Annotated in this window: 16 protein-coding genes; 10 read left to right on the top strand and 6 right to left on the bottom strand. The window is 72.3% G+C overall.

Annotated features, from left to right (window positions below; all coding sequences use genetic code 11):
- The first annotated feature begins 3 nt into the window (after nt 1-3).
- A complete protein-coding gene (locus tag ACFYL4_RS05350; RefSeq protein ID WP_387516562.1) occupies nt 4-690 on the top strand; it encodes a haloacid dehalogenase-like hydrolase in 687 nt (228 codons plus the stop codon).
- A 94-nt stretch (nt 691-784) separates the two neighbouring features.
- Here the strand turns inward: ACFYL4_RS05350 and katG are convergent, their stop codons facing one another.
- The 3 genes from katG to argG all read right to left on the bottom strand — a co-directional run bounded on the left by katG (nt 785) and on the right by argG (nt 5340).
- Entirely contained in the window at nt 785-2980 is a 2196-nt protein-coding gene (gene katG / locus ACFYL4_RS05345; protein ID WP_357760977.1) for a catalase/peroxidase HPI, read from the bottom strand.
- 33 nt (nt 2981-3013) lie between these two features.
- Entirely contained in the window at nt 3014-3445 is a 432-nt protein-coding gene (locus ACFYL4_RS05340; protein WP_357760974.1) for a Fur family transcriptional regulator, read from the bottom strand.
- Nucleotides 3446-3891: 446 nt separating this feature from the next.
- Nucleotides 3892-5340, bottom strand: coding sequence for an argininosuccinate synthase (gene argG / locus ACFYL4_RS05335; protein WP_357760969.1), 1449 nt, complete (start codon nt 5338-5340; stop codon nt 3892-3894).
- 172 nt (nt 5341-5512) lie between these two features.
- On the opposite strand from argG, the gene ACFYL4_RS05330 reads away from it, so the two are divergent.
- Both ACFYL4_RS05330 and ACFYL4_RS05325 read left to right on the top strand, forming a co-directional pair.
- On the top strand, nt 5513-6715 hold the full coding sequence (locus ACFYL4_RS05330) for an anhydro-N-acetylmuramic acid kinase (protein ID WP_387516560.1): 1203 nt from the start codon (nt 5513-5515) through the stop codon (nt 6713-6715).
- 47 nt (nt 6716-6762) lie between these two features.
- Complete coding sequence (locus ACFYL4_RS05325; protein WP_387516558.1) at nt 6763-8319, top strand: sodium:solute symporter; 1557 nt, start codon at nt 6763-6765, stop codon at nt 8317-8319.
- A 40-nt stretch (nt 8320-8359) separates the two neighbouring features.
- Here ACFYL4_RS05325 and ACFYL4_RS05320 read toward each other — a convergent pair whose 3' ends face one another.
- Both ACFYL4_RS05320 and soxR read right to left on the bottom strand, forming a co-directional pair.
- The gene (locus tag ACFYL4_RS05320) at nt 8360-9439 is read right to left on the bottom strand and encodes an RNA ligase (ATP) (protein WP_357760960.1); all 1080 of its coding nucleotides are present in this window, start codon (nt 9437-9439) and stop codon (nt 8360-8362) included.
- A 167-nt stretch (nt 9440-9606) separates the two neighbouring features.
- The gene (gene soxR / locus ACFYL4_RS05315; RefSeq protein ID WP_357760958.1) at nt 9607-10056 is read right to left on the bottom strand and encodes a redox-sensitive transcriptional activator SoxR; all 450 of its coding nucleotides are present in this window, start codon (nt 10054-10056) and stop codon (nt 9607-9609) included.
- Between the two features lie 91 nt (nt 10057-10147).
- Here soxR and ACFYL4_RS05310 point away from each other — a divergent pair, with 91 nt between their 5' ends.
- Nucleotides 10148-10780, top strand: a complete 633-nt coding sequence (locus ACFYL4_RS05310) for a DsbA family oxidoreductase (protein WP_357760955.1) — start codon at nt 10148-10150, stop codon at nt 10778-10780.
- A 211-nt stretch (nt 10781-10991) separates the two neighbouring features.
- Here the strand turns inward: ACFYL4_RS05310 and ACFYL4_RS05305 are convergent, their stop codons facing one another.
- The gene (locus tag ACFYL4_RS05305) at nt 10992-11930 is read right to left on the bottom strand and encodes a TauD/TfdA family dioxygenase (protein ID WP_357760952.1); all 939 of its coding nucleotides are present in this window, start codon (nt 11928-11930) and stop codon (nt 10992-10994) included.
- A gap of 373 nt (nt 11931-12303) precedes the next feature.
- Between ACFYL4_RS05305 and ACFYL4_RS05300 the strand changes: the two genes are divergently transcribed.
- The 6 genes from ACFYL4_RS05300 to ACFYL4_RS05275 all read left to right on the top strand — a co-directional run bounded on the left by ACFYL4_RS05300 (nt 12304) and on the right by ACFYL4_RS05275 (nt 18328).
- Entirely contained in the window at nt 12304-13299 is a 996-nt protein-coding gene (locus ACFYL4_RS05300) for an ABC transporter substrate-binding protein (RefSeq protein ID WP_357760949.1), read from the top strand.
- Between the two features lie 158 nt (nt 13300-13457).
- Nucleotides 13458-14024, top strand: a complete 567-nt coding sequence (locus ACFYL4_RS05295) for a type I-E CRISPR-associated protein Cas6/Cse3/CasE (RefSeq protein ID WP_357760946.1) — start codon at nt 13458-13460, stop codon at nt 14022-14024.
- A gap of 246 nt (nt 14025-14270) precedes the next feature.
- A complete protein-coding gene (locus tag ACFYL4_RS05290; RefSeq protein WP_387516554.1) occupies nt 14271-15914 on the top strand; it encodes a glycoside hydrolase family 10 protein in 1644 nt (547 codons plus the stop codon).
- Between the two features lie 117 nt (nt 15915-16031).
- Entirely contained in the window at nt 16032-16559 is a 528-nt protein-coding gene (locus tag ACFYL4_RS05285) for a hypothetical protein (RefSeq protein ID WP_387516551.1), read from the top strand.
- A gap of 114 nt (nt 16560-16673) precedes the next feature.
- Nucleotides 16674-17339: a DUF305 domain-containing protein gene (locus ACFYL4_RS05280; RefSeq protein WP_357760938.1), complete on the top strand. Its 666-nt coding sequence runs from the start codon at nt 16674-16676 to the stop codon at nt 17337-17339.
- A gap of 86 nt (nt 17340-17425) precedes the next feature.
- On the top strand, nt 17426-18328 hold the full coding sequence (locus ACFYL4_RS05275; protein ID WP_357760935.1) for a F510_1955 family glycosylhydrolase: 903 nt from the start codon (nt 17426-17428) through the stop codon (nt 18326-18328).
- Nucleotides 18329-18407: the final 79 nt, after the last annotated feature.

Raw genomic sequence — 18407 nt, 5'->3', positions numbered from 1 at the left:
CGCGTGGCCTGGGCCCTGTTCGACCTCGACGACACTCTGCTGGACCACGACTCGTTCACGCGCCTCACCCTGCGTCTGCTCGCGCGCTCACCGATGCGCGCGGCCGGGGCCCTGATCGTGGCACCCCTGGTCGCGGTGGCGTTCGCCCGGCGCTCCTGGCGCGTACACGCCGGGTCGCTCCTGCTGTGGGTGGGCACGGTGGGCGTGGACGACGCCCGACTGCGCGGGATCGTCCGCGACCACGTGGCCGACCTGGACGTGCGCTCCCGGCTGAGGCCGGGCGGCGCCGCCGCGCTGTCGCACCACCTCGACGCCGGGGACGACGTCGTCGTGGTCACCGCCTGCGCGGACCTGCTCGCGACGCCCCTGTGCCGGGAGATCGACCCGCGTGTGCGGGTGGTCGCGTCCACGCTCCGGCGGCGCTGGGGCGGTCTGGTCGCGGACCGCCACTGTCACGGTCCCTCCAAGGCCGCGATGATCGCGGCGGCCGGGGTGCGCGGCGGCGTCGGCCACGCCTACGGCGACAGCGTCTCGGACGCGCCGATGCTCGACCTGGCCGACACGGCCCACCTGGTGAACATGTCGGACGCGGACACCGCGCGCACGCGCGGACTGCTCACCGGCCCGGGGCTCGTGGTGCGCGCGGAGTGGCCCGTGCGAGGGCGGACACGAAACCGGCCCGACCGGTGAGGGTCGGGCCGGTGACGCGGGCGGCGTCCGAGGGGTGGGTCCCCGGGGGCTCCGGGAGCCCGGGACCAGCCCTCGGGACGCGCCCGGGGTCGAACTAGACCAGGTCGAACCGGTCGGCGTTCATGACCTTGTTCCACGCGGCGACGAAGTCCTGGACGAACTTCTCCTTGGCGTCGTCGGAGGCGTACACCTCGGCGACGGCGCGCAGCTCCGAGTTGGAGCCGAACACGAGGTCCACGCGGCTGCCGGTCCACGTGACCGCGCCGGAGGCGTCCTTGGCGACGAAGGTCTCCGAGGTGGCGGAGTCGTCACCGGTCGCGTACCAGTTGGTGTTCAGGTCGAGCAGGTTGACGAAGAAGTCGTTCGTCAGCGCGCCCGGCCTGTCGGTGAACACGCCGACCTCGGAGTTGTCGAAGTTGGCGCCCAGCACACGCAGGCCGCCCACCAGGACGGTGGTCTCCGGGGCGCTGAGGCCGATGAGGTTGGCGCGGTCCAGCAGCAGGTACTCGGCGGGGAGGCGGTTGCCCTTGCCGTAGTAGTTGCGGAAACCGTCGGCGACCGGCTCCAGGTAGGAGAACGACTCGGCGTCGGTGTGCTCGTCGGTGGCGTCCACGCGGCCCGGGGTGAACGGGACGGTGACGTCCTGGCCCGCGGCCTTGGCCGCCTGCTCGACGCCCACGCCGCCCGCGAGGACGATCACGTCGGCGACGGAGACCTTCTTCGCGGAGGAGGCGTTGAACTCGTCGACGATGCCCTGGAGCTTGGCGAGCACCGTGCGCAGCTCGGCCGGGTTGTTGACCTCCCAGTCGACCTGCGGCTCCAGGCGGATGCGGGCACCGTTGGCGCCGCCGCGCTTGTCGCTGTCGCGGTAGGTCGAGGCGGAGGCCCACGCGGTGGACACGAGCTCGGCCACGGACAGACCGGACTCGGCGATCTTCGCCTTCAGGGCGGCGATCTCGGCGTCACCGATGACCTCGCCCTCCTGGGCGGGGAGCGGGTCCTGCCAGACGAGGTCCTCGGCGGGGACCTCGGAGCCGAGGTAGCGGGCCTTCGGGCCCATGTCGCGGTGGGTCAGCTTGAACCAGGCGCGGGCGAAGGCGTCCTTGAAGGCCTGGTGGTCCTCGTAGAAGCGGCGCGAGATCTGCTCGTAGACCGGGTCGACGCGCAGCGACAGGTCGGTGGTGAGCATGGTCGGCTTGTGCTTCTTGCCGGGGATGTGGGCGTCGGGGATGATCTCCTCGGCGTCCTTGGCGACCCACTGGTGGGCGCCGGCCGGGCTCTGGGTGAGCTCGTACTCGAACTCGAACAGGTTCTTGAAGAAGCCCTCGCTCCACTGCGCGGGGGTGGTGGTCCAGGTGACCTCCAGGCCCGAGGTGATGGCGTCGGAGCCCTTGCCGGTGCCGTGGTTGTTCTTCCAGCCCAGGCCCTGCATCTCCAGGCCGGCGCGCTCGGGCTCGGCCTCCAGGTTGCTGTCCGGGGCGGCACCGTGCGTCTTGCCGAAGGTGTGGCCGCCGGCGATGAGGGCGACGGTCTCCTCGTCGTTCATGCCCATGCGGCCGAAGGTCTCACGGATGTCGCGGGCGGCGGCCAGCGGGTCCGGGTTGCCGTTGGGGCCCTCGGGGTTGACGTAGATGAGGCCCATCTGCACGGCGGCGAGGGGCTTCTCCAGGTCGCGGTCGCCGCTGTAGCGCTTGTCGTCGAGCCAGGTGGTCTCGGGGCCCCAGTAGACGTCGGCCTCCGGCTCCCACACGTCCTCGCGACCGCCGGCGAAGCCGAAGGTCTCGAAGCCCATGGACTCGAGGGCGACGTTGCCGGTGAGGATGAACAGGTCGGCCCAGGAGATGTTCTGGCCGTACTTCTTCTTCACGGGCCAGAGGAGACGGCGGGCCTTGTCCAGGTTGCCGTTGTCGGGCCAGCTGTTGAGGGGGGCGAAGCGCTGCTGTCCGGCGCTGCCGCCGCCGCGGCCGTCGTGCGAGCGGTAGGTGCCCGCGCTGTGCCAGGCCATGCGGATCATGAGGGGGCCGTAGTGGCCGAAGTCGGCGGGCCACCAGTCCTGCGAGTCCGTGAGCAGGGCCGCGATGTCGGCCTTCACGGCGTCCAGGTCGAGGGCCTCGAAGGCCTTCGCGTAGTCGAAGCCCTCACCGAGGGGGTTCGACACGGGGGTGTTCTTGGCGAGGATGCGCAGGTTGAGCTGGTTGGGCCACCACTCGCGGTTGCCGTCGCCCTGCGTGGGGTGGGTCAGCGCGTCACCGTGCGCGACGGGGCAGCCACCGGTGTTGTTTTCAGACATCGACTTCCTTACGGGAAGAGGTGAACGTGTGGTTCAGGAGCTGTGCGCGCCGTAGCACTCGGCGCACTCGCCCCAGTAGACGACCTCGGCCTCGTCGATCGAGAACCCGTGGTCAGCGGAGGCGGTCAGGCACGGCGCGTGACCGACCGCGCAGTCCACGTCGGCGATGGCGCCGCAGGACCTGCACACGACGTGGTGGTGGTTGTCCCCCACCCGCGTCTCGTAGCGGGCCACGGAGCCCTGGGGCTGGATGCGTCGCACCAGACCGGCCCCGGTCAGCGCCTTGAGGACGTCGTAGACGGCCTGGGCGGACACCGCGCCGAGTTCCGCACGCACGTGGTCGATGATCGACTCCGTGTCCGCGTGTGGGTGCTCGTGCACGACGGAGAGGACAGCTAACCGCGGGCTCGTCACCCTCAGAGCGGACTCGCGCAGCATGTGCTCGAAATCCGAGGAGGTGGGCATGGGAAGGAGTCTGCCGCCTTTTCTGGAATTAGTCAAATATTGGAGCCAGTCAGGTATCACCGGGGCGCGTCACAAGCGGGCACCTCTCGGGCGGGGAGGGGCCGGGTCAGCGGCCACCGGGCGGGGGGACCGGCGGAGTCAGGGAGCGAGAAGGCGATGTGGGCGTCGTCCTCGAAGAGCACCTCGTGCTCGAAACCCGGAACCCCGGCCACCGGGGAACAGACGAAGCAGAGTGCCGTTGCGGGTGCGTTCGGTGGGGGCGGCGATGTCCATGGGGCGCCGTTCCACGCGGGCGCCCCTTCCTTCGGGGCGGGCGGACACAGGGTGGTCCGCCACCGCGCTCACGCCCTCGCGCCGAACCCGCCCGGACGCACGACCGCCCCGCCCGGAGATCCGGGCGGGGCGGGGTGGCGCGGAGGCGGCCGGGGTCGGGGGCCGGTCCGCGACTAGTCGGTCCCGGCCTCCATGGCCGCGTAGTCGAGCAGGTCGTCGTCGGAAACCTCACCACGCGAGGCGATGGTCTCGGCTCCGCCCTCGGGCATCGCGCCGATCAGGCCCGTGGACGCCGCCTGGGCCGCGCCGATCGAGGTCGACGGGGTGCTGTCGCCGACCATGCCCAGCGCCGCGTACTCCTCCAGCTTGGCGCGGGAGTCGGCGATGTCCAGGTTGCGCATGGTGAGCTGGCCGATGCGGTCGCTGGGACCGAACGCGGAGTCCTCGGTGCGCTCCATGGACAGCTTGTCCGGGTGGTAGCTGAACGCCGCGCCGGTGGTGTCCATGATCGAGTAGTCGTCGCCGCGACGCAGCCGCAGGGTCACCTCGCCGGTGACGGCGGTGCCCACCCAGCGCTGGAGGGCCTCGCGCTGCATGAGGGCCTGGGGCTCCAGCCAGCGGCCCTCGTACATGAGGCGGCCCAGGCGACGGCCCTCGTTGTGGTAGGTCGCGAGGGTGTCCTCGTTGTGGATGGCGTTGACCAGCCGCTCGTAGGCGGCGAACAGCAGCGCCATGCCCGGGGCCTCGTAGATGCCGCGGCTCTTGGCCTCGATCACCCGGTTCTCGATCTGGTCGGACATGCCCATGCCGTGGCGGCCGCCGATGGCGTTGGCCTCCAGGACCAGCTCGACGGAGGTGGCGAAGGTCCGGCCGTTGATGGTGACGGGGCGGCCCTTCTCGAAGCCGATCGTCACGTCCTCGGTGGCGACCTCGACCTCGGGGTCCCAGAAGCGCACGCCCATGATCGGGTCGACGATCTCGATGCCGGTGTCGAGGTGCTCCAGGGCCTTGGCCTCGTGGGTGGCGCCCCAGATGTTGGCGTCGGTGGAGTAGGCCTTCTCGGTGCTGTCGCGGTAGGGCAGGTCACGCTCCTGCAGCCACTCCGACATCTCCTTGCGGCCGCCGAGCTCGGTGACGAAGTCGGCGTCGAGCCACGGCTTGTAGATGCGCAGGGAGGGGTTGGCGAGCAGACCGTAGCGGTAGAACCGCTCGATGTCGTTGCCCTTGTAGGTGGAGCCGTCGCCCCAGATCTGGACGCCGTCCTCCAGCATGGCGCGGACCAGCAGGGTGCCGGTGACGGCGCGGCCGATGGGGGTCGTGTTGAAGTAGACGCGGCCGGCGGAGCGGATGTGGAAGGCACCGCAGGCGAGGGCGGCGAGCCCCTCCTCCACGAGGGCCTCGCGACAGTCGACCAGGCGCCCGATCTCCGCGCCGTAGTCGGTGGCACGGCCCGGCACCGAGGCGATGTCGGGTTCGTCGTACTGGCCGATGTCGGCGGTGTAGGCGCAGGGCACGGCGCCCTTCTCGCGCATCCACGCGACCGCTACGGACGTGTCGAGGCCTCCGGAGAAGGCGATTCCGACACGTTCACCGACAGGCAGGGAAGTGAGCACCTTGGACATGCAAAAAGTATGCGCCTAAATGTATGAACATGCAAACTGGGGGCGTGACCACGCTCGGGAGACTCCCCGCACCCGGACCGCGACCGTTCGGGGACGGGTGACGGCACGGGCCCCTCGGGGTACCTTCCACGCACGGGCACCCGCCCGCCCCGCCCCCTGCCTCAGGAGCCGCATGATCGTCATCGGAGTGTCCTCCGGGACCTCGGCGGACGGTATCGACGTCGCCGCCGCCCGCATCGACCTGGAGGACGGCGGCGCCGTGGTCCGGCTGACCCCCCTGGGGTTCGGCACCACCCCCTACTCCGCGTCCCTGCGCGAAGCCGTCCGCGCGGCCCTGCCGCCCGCCGCCACCACGATGGAGGCCGTCTGCCGACTGGACACCCGGATCGGCCAGGAGTTCGCGGCGGCGGCCCTCCGGGGGATCGAGGAGTTCGCCGGAGGCCACGCCGACCTGGTCGCCTCCCACGGCCAGACCCTCTACCACTGGGCGGACGGCGCCACCGTGCACGGCACCCTCCAGCTCGGCCAGCCCGCCTGGATCGCCGAGGCCACCGGGCTCCCCGTGGTGTCCGACCTGCGGGCCGCGGACGTGGCCGCCGGGGGCCAGGGCGCGCCGCTGGCCAGCACCCTCGACCTGCTGATGCTCGGCGGCCGCGCGGAACCGACCGCCGCGCTCAACCTCGGCGGCATCGCCAACGTCACCGTCGTCCGCGAGGGCCTGCCGCCCCGCGCCTTCGACACCGGCCCCGCCAACGCGCTGATCGACGCCGCCGCGCGTCTGGTCACCGGGGGCCGGGCCGACCTCGACGCGGACGGTGCGATCGCGCGTACCGGCCGCCCCGACCCCGTCCTCCTGGAACACCTGCTGGCCGAGCCCTACTACCGGCTCCCCGTGCCCAGGACCACCGGCCTGGAACTGTTCGGGCCCGGTTACCTGGAGGCGGCCCTGCGAGACACGTCCCGGGCCCGGGACGGCGGCCGCCCCTCCGACGGCGACCTGCTCGCGACCCTCGTGGAACTCACCGCCGTCACCGTCGCCGACGCCCTGGAACCCTTCGGGGTGACCGAGGTGCTCGCCTCCGGCGGCGGGACCCGCAACCCGGTGCTGATGGAGCGGCTGGCTGCCCGGCTCGCCCCCGCCCGGCTGGACTCCTCCGAACGGATCGGTCTGGACGGCGACGCCAAGGAGGCCTACCTCTTCGCGCTGATCGGGTTCCTGAGCTGGCACGGGCTGGCCGGCTCCGTGCCGGACTGCACCGGCGCCCGCCGGGCCCCGGTGGCCGGGCGGCTGACCCCGGGCACCGCCCCGTTGCGCCTGCCCGCCCCCTCCCCCGTGCCGCCGCGTCGCCTGTACGTGGAGGCACCGGGCGGCTGAGGCGACGGCCTCGCCCGTACCGCTCCGGACACCCCCAGGAGGACGCAGTGCAGACCATCGACCTCGCCGTCATCGCGGTGTACCTGCTGGCCTCGGCCTGGCTGGGCCTGCGGCTGTCCGGGCGCCAGCGCGACGTCAAGGACTACTTCATCGGCAACCGCCAGCTGCCCTGGTGGGCGGTGTGCCTGTCGGTGGTGGCCACCGAGACCAGCGCCCTGACCGTGATCAGCGTCCCCGGGGTGGCCTACCTCGGCAACGTCACCTTCCTCCAGGTGGCGGTCGGCTACCTGATCGGGCGGGTGGTCGTGGCCTTCCTGCTGCTCCCCCGGTACTACCGGGGCGAGATGACCACCGCCTACGCCTACCTGGGGCTCCGGTTCGGACGCGGCATGCAGGCCACCGCCTCGGTGGCGTTCCTGTTCACCCGGCTGCTCGCGGACGGCGTGCGGCTGTTCGCGGCGGCCATCCCCATGAAGATCATCCTGGACGCGCTCGGGCTGGAGGCCTCCTACTTCGCGATCGTCGCGGCCCTGGGCGCGGTCACGGTCCTGTACACGCTGGTGGGCGGGATCAGGGCGGTGGTCTGGGTCGACGTGCTCCAGATGGGCGTGTACGTGGCGGGCGGCGTGGTCACCCTGGCGGTGATCGCCACCAGCCTGGACGTGAACTTCCTGGCGGTGGCGGCCGACGCCGGGAAGACACAGTTCCTCGACTTCGCCTCCAACCCGGTCTCCGCCCCCTACGCCACGGTCACGGCCCTGGTGGGCGGCGCGCTGCTGTCCACGGCCTCGCACGGCGCCGACCAGATCGTGGTGCAGCGCCTGTTGGGCTGCCGGAGCCTGCGCGACGCCCAGCGGGCCGTGATCGTCAGCGGCGTGGTGGTGTTCCTCCAGTTCGCGCTGTTCCTGACCGTGGGCCTGGCGCTGTACTCGTACTTCGAGGCGGCGTCGGTGGAACGGCTCGGGCTCGCCAGCTCCGACGAGCTCTTCCCGGTGTTCATCGTCGAGGGCCTGCCCGCGGGGGTGTCGGGGCTGCTGCTGGCCGGGATCATGGCGGCGGCGATGAGCACGCTGTCCTCGTCCCTGTCGGCGCTGTCCTCCTCGACCATGGCCGACCTGTACGAGCGGTTCGCCCGCCATCGGCTGTCCGACGCGCGGGCGCTGCGGCTGAGCCGCCTGTTCACGCTCGGCTGGGGCCTGGTTTTCGTCGGGGTGGCCGCGTTCTTCACCGGCACCGACAACCCGGTCGTCGAGCTGGGACTGTCCGTGGCCAGCCTGACCTACGGCGGTCTGCTCGGCGCGTTCCTGCTGGGGTTGTGGGTGCGCCGGGCCCGGCAGACGGACGCGATTCTCGCCTTCGCCGCGGCGGTGGCCGCCATGTCCTGGCTGTTCCTCTTCCAGCCGGGGCTGGTCGGGTTCACCTGGTACACGGCGATCGGGACCGGGATCGTACTGGGCGCGGGGTACCTGCTCTCGCGGCGCCACCCGGACGCGTCCCCCACGGCGGACGCCGGCGGGCCCGGCGCCCCGGAGGGGGCCGACCCCTCCGAAGCGCCCGGACCCGCGCACCGGGGCGGGCGCGCCGAACACACGCCTCCCGCCTGAGCCGCCCGACCCGCCGCGCGGGCGGCGGACCCCGGTCCGGCTACTCGAACTCGGTACCGCCCCTGCGGGTCAGGTAGGCGTCGGAGACGAACTTGACGATCGTCCGGCCGAGCAGGACCCCCGAGAACCGCTCCCGCGCGGGCCGGACGACCACGCCCTCACGCAGGTGGAGGCCGGAACCGCTCCAGGTCTCCGTACCGGAGGCGAGGGCCAGGAGCGCGGCCTCGTCATAGGGCCCCTCGTACAGGACCGGCGCCGACGGGAGGCCGACCTCCGCGAGCAGGGCGGGCAGCTCGGCGGCGTCGATCCACCGGGTGGCGCCGCCCGCGTCCAGCCGGACGTCGAAGACCGCGTAACCGGGCCGCTCTCCGCGACCGGTCTCGCCGTACCCGAGGTCCTGCACGCCCGTGCCGAACACCTCGCCGAACACGCCCACCCGGTCGGCTCCGAAGCGCTCCGCGAGGACGCGGGCCGCCTTGCCGACCCCGTGGGCGGTCACGGCCCTCCAGTAGAGGTTCTCCTCGGAGGGCACCAGCGCGAGGTTCTTCGCGCCCTGCCCCTTGGAGGAGACGAACTCCTCCCCGGTCCCGGCCACGAACGTGTACAGACAGGCAGAGCCGTGGATCTTCTCGGTGGCCACGACCGGCTCCCCCGGGGTGAGGGCGTCCGGGTGGCGCTTGACGTTCTCGACCTCGATCCACCGCAGCAGGTCGGGGGCGGGCAGCATCTCACCGCTCATGTGGAGCGGGATCTCCGGCACCCACTTGGTCACGCCCAGCTCGGCGGCGAAGTCGGTCCCGGCCCCGTGCTCGGCGGCCAGGTCGCGGTCGGCGAGCACCGCTGGGCGGCAGACGATGCCCTGGGAGACCTCTCCGCGCAGGCGGACCGGCCTGACCCTGTTCTTCTTGGAGCCGCCGAGCTTGCCGGTGAGCCCGAGCTCGTCGACCAGCGGTTCGGGAAGGACCGCGTTCTCCGGGATGTAGACCGCCCAGTCCCCGGTGCGGTAGGCGCCTTTGGCGACGACCGCGTGGAAGAGCCCGACCTTGGCCAGTTCCAGCGCGTCGGCGTTGGGGTGGGGCAGGATCGTGAGGCGCTCGGCGGTGACCCGGAGGGTGGACATGTCTCTCCCTGGTTGCGGGGGCACGCGGTCTCGTGCCCGGAGTGTCCGAGTCAGTGTGGACGAGGCCCGCCCGGGCCACAACGCCTTTTTCCCCGGGGTTGCGGCCCCGGTGCCGCCCGCCTCGGGTGTGACATCCGGACACGGCGCTCGCGGCCACCGGGTGGCGCTCAGGGGAAGCGCCGAGGCCCCGGGCCCTCCAGGCCCAGGACGTCCTCCGGGTTGGAGTAGGGACAGGCCACCAGGGACAGGCATCCGCAGCCGATGCAGTTGGAGAACCGGTCCCGCAGGGCGGTCAGCTCCTCGATCCGCCGGGTCAGGTCGTCATGCCACCGACGTGAGATCCGGGCCCAGTCGCGCTTGGTGGGCAGACCGTCCTCCGGAAGCTGGTCGATGGCCTCCTTGATCCGATCCAGGGACAGGCCGAGGCGCTGGGCCGTGCGGATGAACGCGATGGTACGGAGGGTGTCCCTGCGGTACTCGCGCCGGTTGCCCGCGGTCCGGCGACTGCTGATCAGGCCGAGGCTCTCGTAGTAGTGCAGGGCGGACACCGCCACCCCGGCCCGGTGTGCGATCTGTCCAGGCTTGAGCCAGGTCGCCTTGGGGTCCGGATTCGGCATCGGGCTCCTCCACCAGGCGGGTTGACATCAAGTGAACTTGATGAAGTGGACTCTACGCGAACGACTCGGGCGAGGAAATCGGAGCGTGCACATGTCCGTCATCACGATGTGGGGCGACATCAGGTGCCCCTGGTGCTGGATCGGGCGGCGACGGCTGACCGCCGCGCTGGAACGGGTGGGAGGTGAGGTGACCGTGGTGCACCGGAGTTTCCTGCTGGAGCCGGAGGGACCCCGGTCCCGGGACCGAACGGTGCGCGGGGCGGCGCTGAACTCCTGGGGCCTGAGTCCGCAGCGGTGGGAGGCCACCCGGCTCCGGGTGGCCGAGGCGGGCCGCGCCGACGGGCTGTCCATCGACATGGACGGGGTCTTGAGCATCGACTCCCGGCCCGCCCACCGGCTGGTCAAGCTCGCGGTCGCACGGGGGGTCGCCCCGGACCGCGCGTGGGACCGCGCCTTCTCGGGGCACCTGGAACGCCGTGAGGACCTGGCGGACCCCGTGACGCTGCGCGGGATCGGGACCGAACTCGGGCTCGACGGCTCGGAGGTGGACTCCCTGCTGGGCTCCGACCGGTACGCGGACGAGGTCGAGGACGACCACCGGGCCGCCGTGGCGAGGGGAATCGGCACGATCCCCTCCCTGGTGCACGGGGACCGCGTACTGAGCGGGGCACGGAGCGTCGACGAACTGGTGGACTTCCTGACCGGCGTGGAGGCCGTGCGATGAACACCGCCGACGCGGGCGAGGGCGGTCGGCGCGATCGGAGCACCGGGCACCCCTCGTGCGGGAGTTCCCGCCCCGTGGCCGGGGTGAGGTGGTGATCCGGGCGGGGGAGTCGGGCGTCCGGCGGTGACGACGGCCGCCTCCGGCCGTGCGCGCCGGGAGAGAACTCCGGTGCCACCGACCGTGGTTCGGTGGCACCGGGTCGGACCCGGGGTCAGAAGGGGCGGTCTCCGACGATCGCGACGCGCTCGGCCACGCGAGGGTGCGGGTGGTAGTCGTTCACCGCGTAGTGCTGGGTGGCCCGGTTGTCCCAGAACGCGACCGAGTTCGGTTCCCAACGGAACCGCACCTGGTACTCGGGGGTGTGCGCCTGCTGGAAGAGGTGGCGCAGCAGTGCGTCGCTCTCCTCCTTCTCCATCCCGACGATCCTGGTGGTGAAGGAGACGTTGACGAAGAGCGTGCGGCGGCCGGTCTCCGGGTGGACGCGCACCACGGGGTGCTCGACCGGCGGGAAGCGGTCCTGCCACTCCAGGAGCCGGTCGCGGTCGAGGAACCGGACGAACCCGGGGATCACGTCGTGGACGGCGGTGCGCCCCTCGATCCGTCGCTTGACCTCCTCGGGGAGGTTGTCGTAGGCGGCGGCCATGTCGGCCCACAGGGTGTCGCCGCCGACCGGCGGGACCTCCACCAGACGCAGGATGGCGCCGAGGGCGGGCGCCTCACGCCAGGTGACGTCGGTGTGCCAGACGTTCTCGTAGCTGGGCGGGGCCTCGCCCTTGGCGAACCGTGCCACGTGCGCGTCGTCGCCCTGGTCGATGAACGGGTTGGTCTCCAGCTCGCCCCACAAGCGGGCGATCTCCTGCTGGCGGACCGCGTCGATGGGCTGGTCGCGGAAGAAGATCACCTTGAACTCCAGGAGTGCGCGGTTGAGCTCGTCGCGCAGCTCCTCGTCGATCGTGTCGCGGAGGTCGATCCCGTGGATCTCGGCCCCGATGAGGGCACCGAGCGGGCGGACCTCGAACCGCTCGTAGGGGCGGGAGACGACGCCCTCGGGGAGGCGGCGCAGTGTGCGCGGCCCCTCGACCAGCGCGGTGTCCACGGCGGAGGCCTCCCGGAGGGTGCGGGTTGCCGCGGAGTCGGCGGTCAGGGTCATTTTTCCTGCCTTTCTGGTCGGAAATAACGACAAACTGGAGCGTCGGGCACGGGGCCAACGGCGGGTGCTCTGGCGGGGTGTCGGTCGTCGCCTGCCCCCGGCAGGGCGCCATCGTCGCGTCGGACGTCACGGGCCCGGCGGGCCCGGAGGGTCAACGGCGCGGAGGGGAACCCAGACGGCCACGGCGCTGGATCAGGCCCGGCGTTCCGCGACGGGCCCGCGCGGACCGGCGGGCGGTCGGGCGGCTCGGCAAGGGGGTTCCCATAGGAGCGAGGGTGCGGCACCGGAGGCGCCCTGTCAACCACCCGAAACCACGGGAAAGCCACCGATCCGGCTAAGGTAGGCATGCCTTACCTCAGCCGAACGGAGTCCCATGTCCCCCGGTCCCACCCCGCGCGTCCTCGCGTGCGCCCTGGCCCTCCTCCTGCCCCTCACCGCCTGCGGGACCTCCGACGACTCCGCCGGTGACGGCGCCGCGTCCGCCTCCGCCGACGGGGCCTTCCCCGTGACCGTCGAGCACGCGTTCGGCAGCACCACCATCGAGGAGGAGCCCGTCAACGTGGTCACCCTCGGTGTCACCGACGCCGACGCGGTGCTGGCGCTGGGCCTGGTCCCGGTCGGCAACACCGGCTACACGTTCTACGAGTCCGGTCTGGGCCCCTGGACCGACGACCTGGTCGGGGACGCGGAGCTGACCCGGATCGACTCCGACTCCGAGCCCAACGTCGAACAGATCGCCAACCTCGCCCCCGACCTGATCATCGGCGTCTCCGCCGGGTTCGACGAAGGCACCTACGCGACCCTCTCCCAGATCGCCCCCGTGGTCGCCCGCCCCGAGGGCGTGGCCTCCTACACGGTGCCCCGCGACCAGGCGACGGAGATCATCGCCACCGCACTGGGGCGCCCGGAGGAGGGCGCGGCGTTGAACGCGGCCACGGACGAGCTCCTCCAGCGCGCCCGCGACGAGAACCCCGGGTTCGAGGGTCTCACCGGCGCCGCCGTCCTGCCCTACGACGGGAAGTACGGCGCCTACCTGCCCGGTGACGCCCGGGGCCGGTTCCTGATGTCGCTCGGCTTCACCGTCCCGGAGGCCATCACCGAGCGGGACGGCGGCGGCGACTTCTTCGTGGAGCTGTCCACGGAGCGGGTGGACCTGCTCGACGGCGACCTGCTGCTGGTGATGAGTGACGACGCCGACTACGACATCACCGAGGGAGCCGCCGTCTTCGAGTCGTTGGACGTGGTGCGCGACGACGCCGTGGTCACCACGTCGTTGGACGAGCGGGGCGCGGTCACCTACAACTCCGTGCTCTCGGTGCCCTACGCCCTGGAGCACCTGCTCCCGCGTATCGGCGAGGCCGTCTCCTGAGGGGCGCGGCCCCGACGCCCTCGGAGGCGGGCGCCCCGGGTCGGCCCTGGTGGGCGCGGGGCCGACCAGGCTCCCGCCCCTCATAGGCTGGAATCTCCGGGGCGCTCCGCGCCCGTCCACCCCGCCCGCCCCGTCGGCACGTCCCAGATCGGAACCCCTTGTACCTGTCCCGCATCAGCCTCGACCCCAAGCGCAGCGCCGGAATGGAACAGTGGGCGGTGATGGGCCGGGCGATCCGCAGGGCCCTGGACCCCGATCCCGAGGCCGAGGCCCGCCTGCTCTGGGTACGCCTGTCTCCCACGATGCTCGTGGTCAGCTCCGACACCGCTCCCGCCTGGGGCAAGATCCCCGGTGCCGTGTCGGCCTCGATCCAGCCGTCGGTCCGGCACACGGAGGGTGAGACGGTCCGCTGGGAGCTGGTCACCGCACCGACCGCCCAGCGCGAGACGGCCCCGGCCGAGGAGGGCGGGAAGCCACGCAGCAAGAAGGTGGCCCTGCCCGAGGAGGAGTTCCGGTCGTGGCTGGACGCCAAGCTGGGTGAGGCCCTCCAGGTGACGTCGGCGCAGTGGAAGAGGTTGGGCGGTCGGCCCGCGCGCCACCACTTCACCGGTGAGGCCGTGGTGCGGGACGGCGAGGCCCTCCAGGAGCTGGCCCTGAACGGGATCGGCGGGGGGACCGCGACCGGGGCGGGGCTACTCCTCACCTCGCCGCTGGAGAGCCGCTGACCGTGTCGAGGAGGCGTGGGTCGGTGACACGGCCACAGAAAGCCCCATTGCGGGATTTCTACGAAAAAGCTCTCATTCCGCCCATCTGTCGCAACCTCGTGTAGGAGTGTTGCATTCGGCGGGCAAATCATGAAGGTTTTCTCCTAAGCCCGAGCTGACCGCCGCACACGGACACCCGCAGGAGCGCCCCGACCGGGGGCGCCTCCCGTGTCCCCGGCCGTGCGGCGCAAGCCTGAAGGAGCAACCTTGGCGTACCCGAACCGGAACCGGCCCTCCACCGACCACGAGACCTCGGCTCCGATCCCCCGCACCGCCGCACCGCGCACCCGGCCCCGGACCGCGCTCCTGGCCGGAGCCCTGGCCACGGCGCTCACCGCGGCTCTGGTCCACGCGCCGCAGGCCGTCGCCGCGCCCGCGCCCCTGAACCCGCCGACCTGCGAGACCGACCCGGAGGCCCCGCCCAAGCACCGGATGCGGGCCGAGTGGATCGCCGGAGTGCTGAACATCGACTGGCCCTCCCGGCAGGGCCTCACCCCCGCGGAACAGCAGGCCGAGCTCACCGACCTGTACGACGGGGCCGTCGACAACGGACTCAACGCGGTGTTCGTCCAGGTCAGGCCAACCGCCGACGCGTTCTGGCCGTCGCCGTACGAGCCCTGGTCCGAGTGGCTCACCGGCGAGCAAGGCGGCGACCCGGGGTACGACCCGCTGGAGTTCGCCGTGGAGCAGGCGCACGAACGCAACCTGGAGTTCCACGCCTGGTACAACCCGTACCGCGTGGCCATGCACAACGACGTCGACGCCCTGGTCGAGGACCACCCCGCGCGCCAGAACCCCGACTGGGTGTTCGAGTACGGCGGGAAGCTGTACTACGACCCCGGCGTCCCCGAGGCACGCGAGTTCGTCATCGAGGCGATGATGCACTCCGTCGAGAACTACGACATCGACGGCGTGCACTTCGACGACTACTTCTACCCGTATCCGGTCGCGGGGGCGACCATCCCCGACCAGGACACCTTCGCCGAGCACGGGGCCGGGTTCGACGACGTCGAGGACTGGCGGCGCGACAACGTCGACCTCATGGTCGAGGGCATGAGCGACGCGATCAACGCCGTCAAGCCGCAGGTGAAGTTCGGGATCAGCCCGTTCGGGATCTGGCGCAACTCCAGCACCGACCCGAACGGCTCCGACACCAACGGCTCGCAGTCCTACGACAACCAGTTCGCCGACAGCCGCAAGTGGGTGCTGGAGGGCTGGCTCGACTACATCAACCCGCAGGTGTACTGGGAGATCGGTCTGCCCGTCGCGGACTACTCCGTGCTCGTCCCCTGGTGGGAGGAGGTGGCGGCGGGCACCGACACCCACCTGTACATCGGGCAGGCGGCCTACAAGGCGGGCAACGCCGGAGCCTGGGAGGACCCGAACGAGCTCTCCTCCCACCTGGATTTCAACCGCGACCACCCGGGTGTCCAGGGCGACGTGTACTTCAGCGCCACCTCTTTGCGCACCAACGCGAAGGAGGCCATGGACATCGTCGTCGAGAACCACTACTCGAGCCCGGCCCTGGTACCGGTGAAGGAGGACCTGGGCGGCACCGTCCCGGCCCCTCCGAGGGTGGGGGTGAACGGCGCGGGTGCCCTGGAGATCACGCCGGGGCCGGGTGAGGCACCGGCCTACTACGCGGTGTACGGCTTCGACGGCCGGCCCGCCCGGGGCCAGGCCCCCTGCGGGATCGAGGACCCGCGCACCATGCTCGGCACCGTGCGCGCGGGCGACGACGGGTCCGCGACGTTCGCGGTCCCCGAGTCCGGTGACACCACGTACTACGTGACCGCCGTGCACCGGCTGCACCACGAGAGCCGCGCCAGCAAGCCGCAGTACCTCCCGTAGGAGCTCTCCGACGGGGCCCGGCACGCGCACGTGCCGGGCCCCTACCCGTTCGACCTCGGGTGATCGCCCGGGCACCCCGCGTTCGTACCCCATCGGGGTAGGGGTATGCTGGCGCACATGTCGCCGTGGGAACCGAGCAGCCGCACGGGACCCGCCTGGGCGCGGGCCCTGCTCATCGCCGTGCTGTTGTTCGGCTTCGCCGCCATGCACACGCTGGGCCACCTCCAGCACGACGGGCACGCCCCGTCGGGCTCCCCCGCGATCCAGCTCGGCCAACCCGTCCCGGCACCGCACGCGGTGCCGCTGTACGCCGAGACCGACGACGGCCGCCCCTCGGCCCTCCCCCACGTCGCCGAGGTCGCCGGCACCCCGTGGGACCACGGTGACGGCGCTCCCTCCGGTTCGGCCCACGCGGCGATGGCCGCCTCCGCGAGCGCACCGGACCTGCCCGAGCTCGACCCGACCTCGGTGTGCCTCACCCTCGGCTCCTTCGCCGTGGTGCTGCTCGGAGTGGCCGCCATCGCCTTCGCGCGCTGGCCCGGCCCCCCGGCCGACCCCTCCACCCCGTTGCGGCGGGCGCCCCTGCCGCCCGTCCCCACCCCCGACCAGCCCTCCCTGGCCCGTCTCCAGGTGCTGCGCGTCTAGATGCCCGCGCGGGACCGGCACCCACCGTGCCGACCGCGCGCCCCCGCGCCACCCCACGGCCGCGCCGGACCCGGTTCCCGCGCGGCGAGGAGACATCACAGAGGAAGGGTCGACATGACCTCGTACCAGCGTGCCCTGAAGAAGCGAGCCCTCACCGCGGCCGCCGCCGCGCTCGCCACCGCCCTGTTCGCCACCGCCTGCGGGGACGGGGGCGACGGCACCGCCGACACGACTCCCGAGAGCGAGGAGCGGGTGGCGGAGTCCAACGACGCGGACGTGATGTTCGCGCAAATGATGATCCCCCACCACGAGCAGGCGGTCACGATGGCCGATCTGGCCCAGACCCGGGCCGGCGAGGAGGTGCGAGAACTCGCCGTGGAGATCCGTGACGCCCAGGGCCCGGAGATCGAGCAGATGGAGGCGCTCCTCGACTCCTGGGGCGCCGACCGGGAGCCGGAGACCGACCACTCCGACATGGACGGCATGCTCTCCGAGGACCAGATGGCCGAGCTGGAGGCCGCCGAAGGCGAACGGTTCGACACCCTGTTCCTGGAGTTCATGGTGCTGCACCACGAAGGAGCCGTGGACATGGCCCGGGCCGAACTCGACGACGGTGTCAACCCCGAGGCGCGCGAGCTGGCCCAGGAGATCATCGACGCCCAGGAGGGCGAGATCCGGCAGATGAACGAGATGCTGGGCGTCGACGGCTCCGGCGACCAGGGCTCCGAGGACGCGGGCCCGAGCGAGGACGGCGGCGACGGCGACCACTCCGGTCACTGAGGTCCGCGCGGGGGCGGTGCGCCGCGCCGCCCCCGCGCCCCGGACCGGATCGGACGGATCGGAACCGAGAGCCTGGAGACGAGAACATGCGACACGGAACACACGGCCGTGCCCGCCCCCTGTCCGCGCTGGCGGCCGCGGTGCTGGTGGCCGTCGCCTCGGCGTGCGGGGCGGCGGAGGGCGACGGCGGAGCGCCACCACGGACCGCGGACGGGGCGACGAACACCCTGGGCGTGGCCCTGCCGGAGGAGGCCCAGCACGTGCACGGCGCCGGGGTGGACCCGGAGTCGGGCGAGGTCCTGGTGGCCTCGCACGCGGGCCTGTACACACTGCCCGCCCCGGACCGGCCCACCCGGGAGGCGACCGTCCCGGCGCACGTCGGACCCGCCGTCGACCTCATGGGGTTCACCGTCCGGGGCCCGGGCCACTACCTGGCCAGCGGACACCCGGAGGGCGACACCGACATGCCCGACCCCGTCGGGCTGATCGAGACCCGTGACGGCGGCCGGAGCTGGGAGGCGCTCTCCCTGGCCGGTGAGTCCGACTTCCACGCACTGGCCTCCGCTGGTGAGCTGGTGGTCGGGTTCGACGGCACGCTGCGCGCCACCGGGGACGGGGTGACCTGGACGGACCTGGACCCGGGTGTGGAGGCGGCCGACCTGGCCGTCTCCGACGACGGTGCGACCGTCGTGGCCGCCACCCCGCGTGGACCCGCGCGCTCGACCGACGGCGGGGCGGGGTTCTCGGCGGTGCCGGACGCCCCGCCGCTGGCCCTGGTCGACTGGGTTCCCGGCGGGTCGACGGTGTTCGGTGTGGCCGTGGACGGCGGGGTGTACCGCAGCGACGACACCGGGCAGACCTGGGAGCGCACCGGAGAGCTGCCCGGCTCGCCGGAGGCGCTGCACGCGGACGACGACCAGGTCATCGTGGTGGCCGACCTGCGGGTGGCGCGTTCCACGGACGGTGGCGCCACCTTCGGCGCCTGGTAACGCGCACCGGGGCTCGCCTCCCCCGGGAGGCGAGCCCCGACCCGCCCTTCGGGGCACCGGACTCCGTTGGCCCCCGAAG

Source organism: Nocardiopsis sp. NPDC006938 (assembly GCF_042869555.1).
Lineage (GTDB): Bacteria > Actinomycetota > Actinomycetes > Streptosporangiales > Streptosporangiaceae > Nocardiopsis.
Note: the sequence above shows the minus strand (reverse complement) of the source record. Positions and strands in the feature narration are given on the sequence as shown.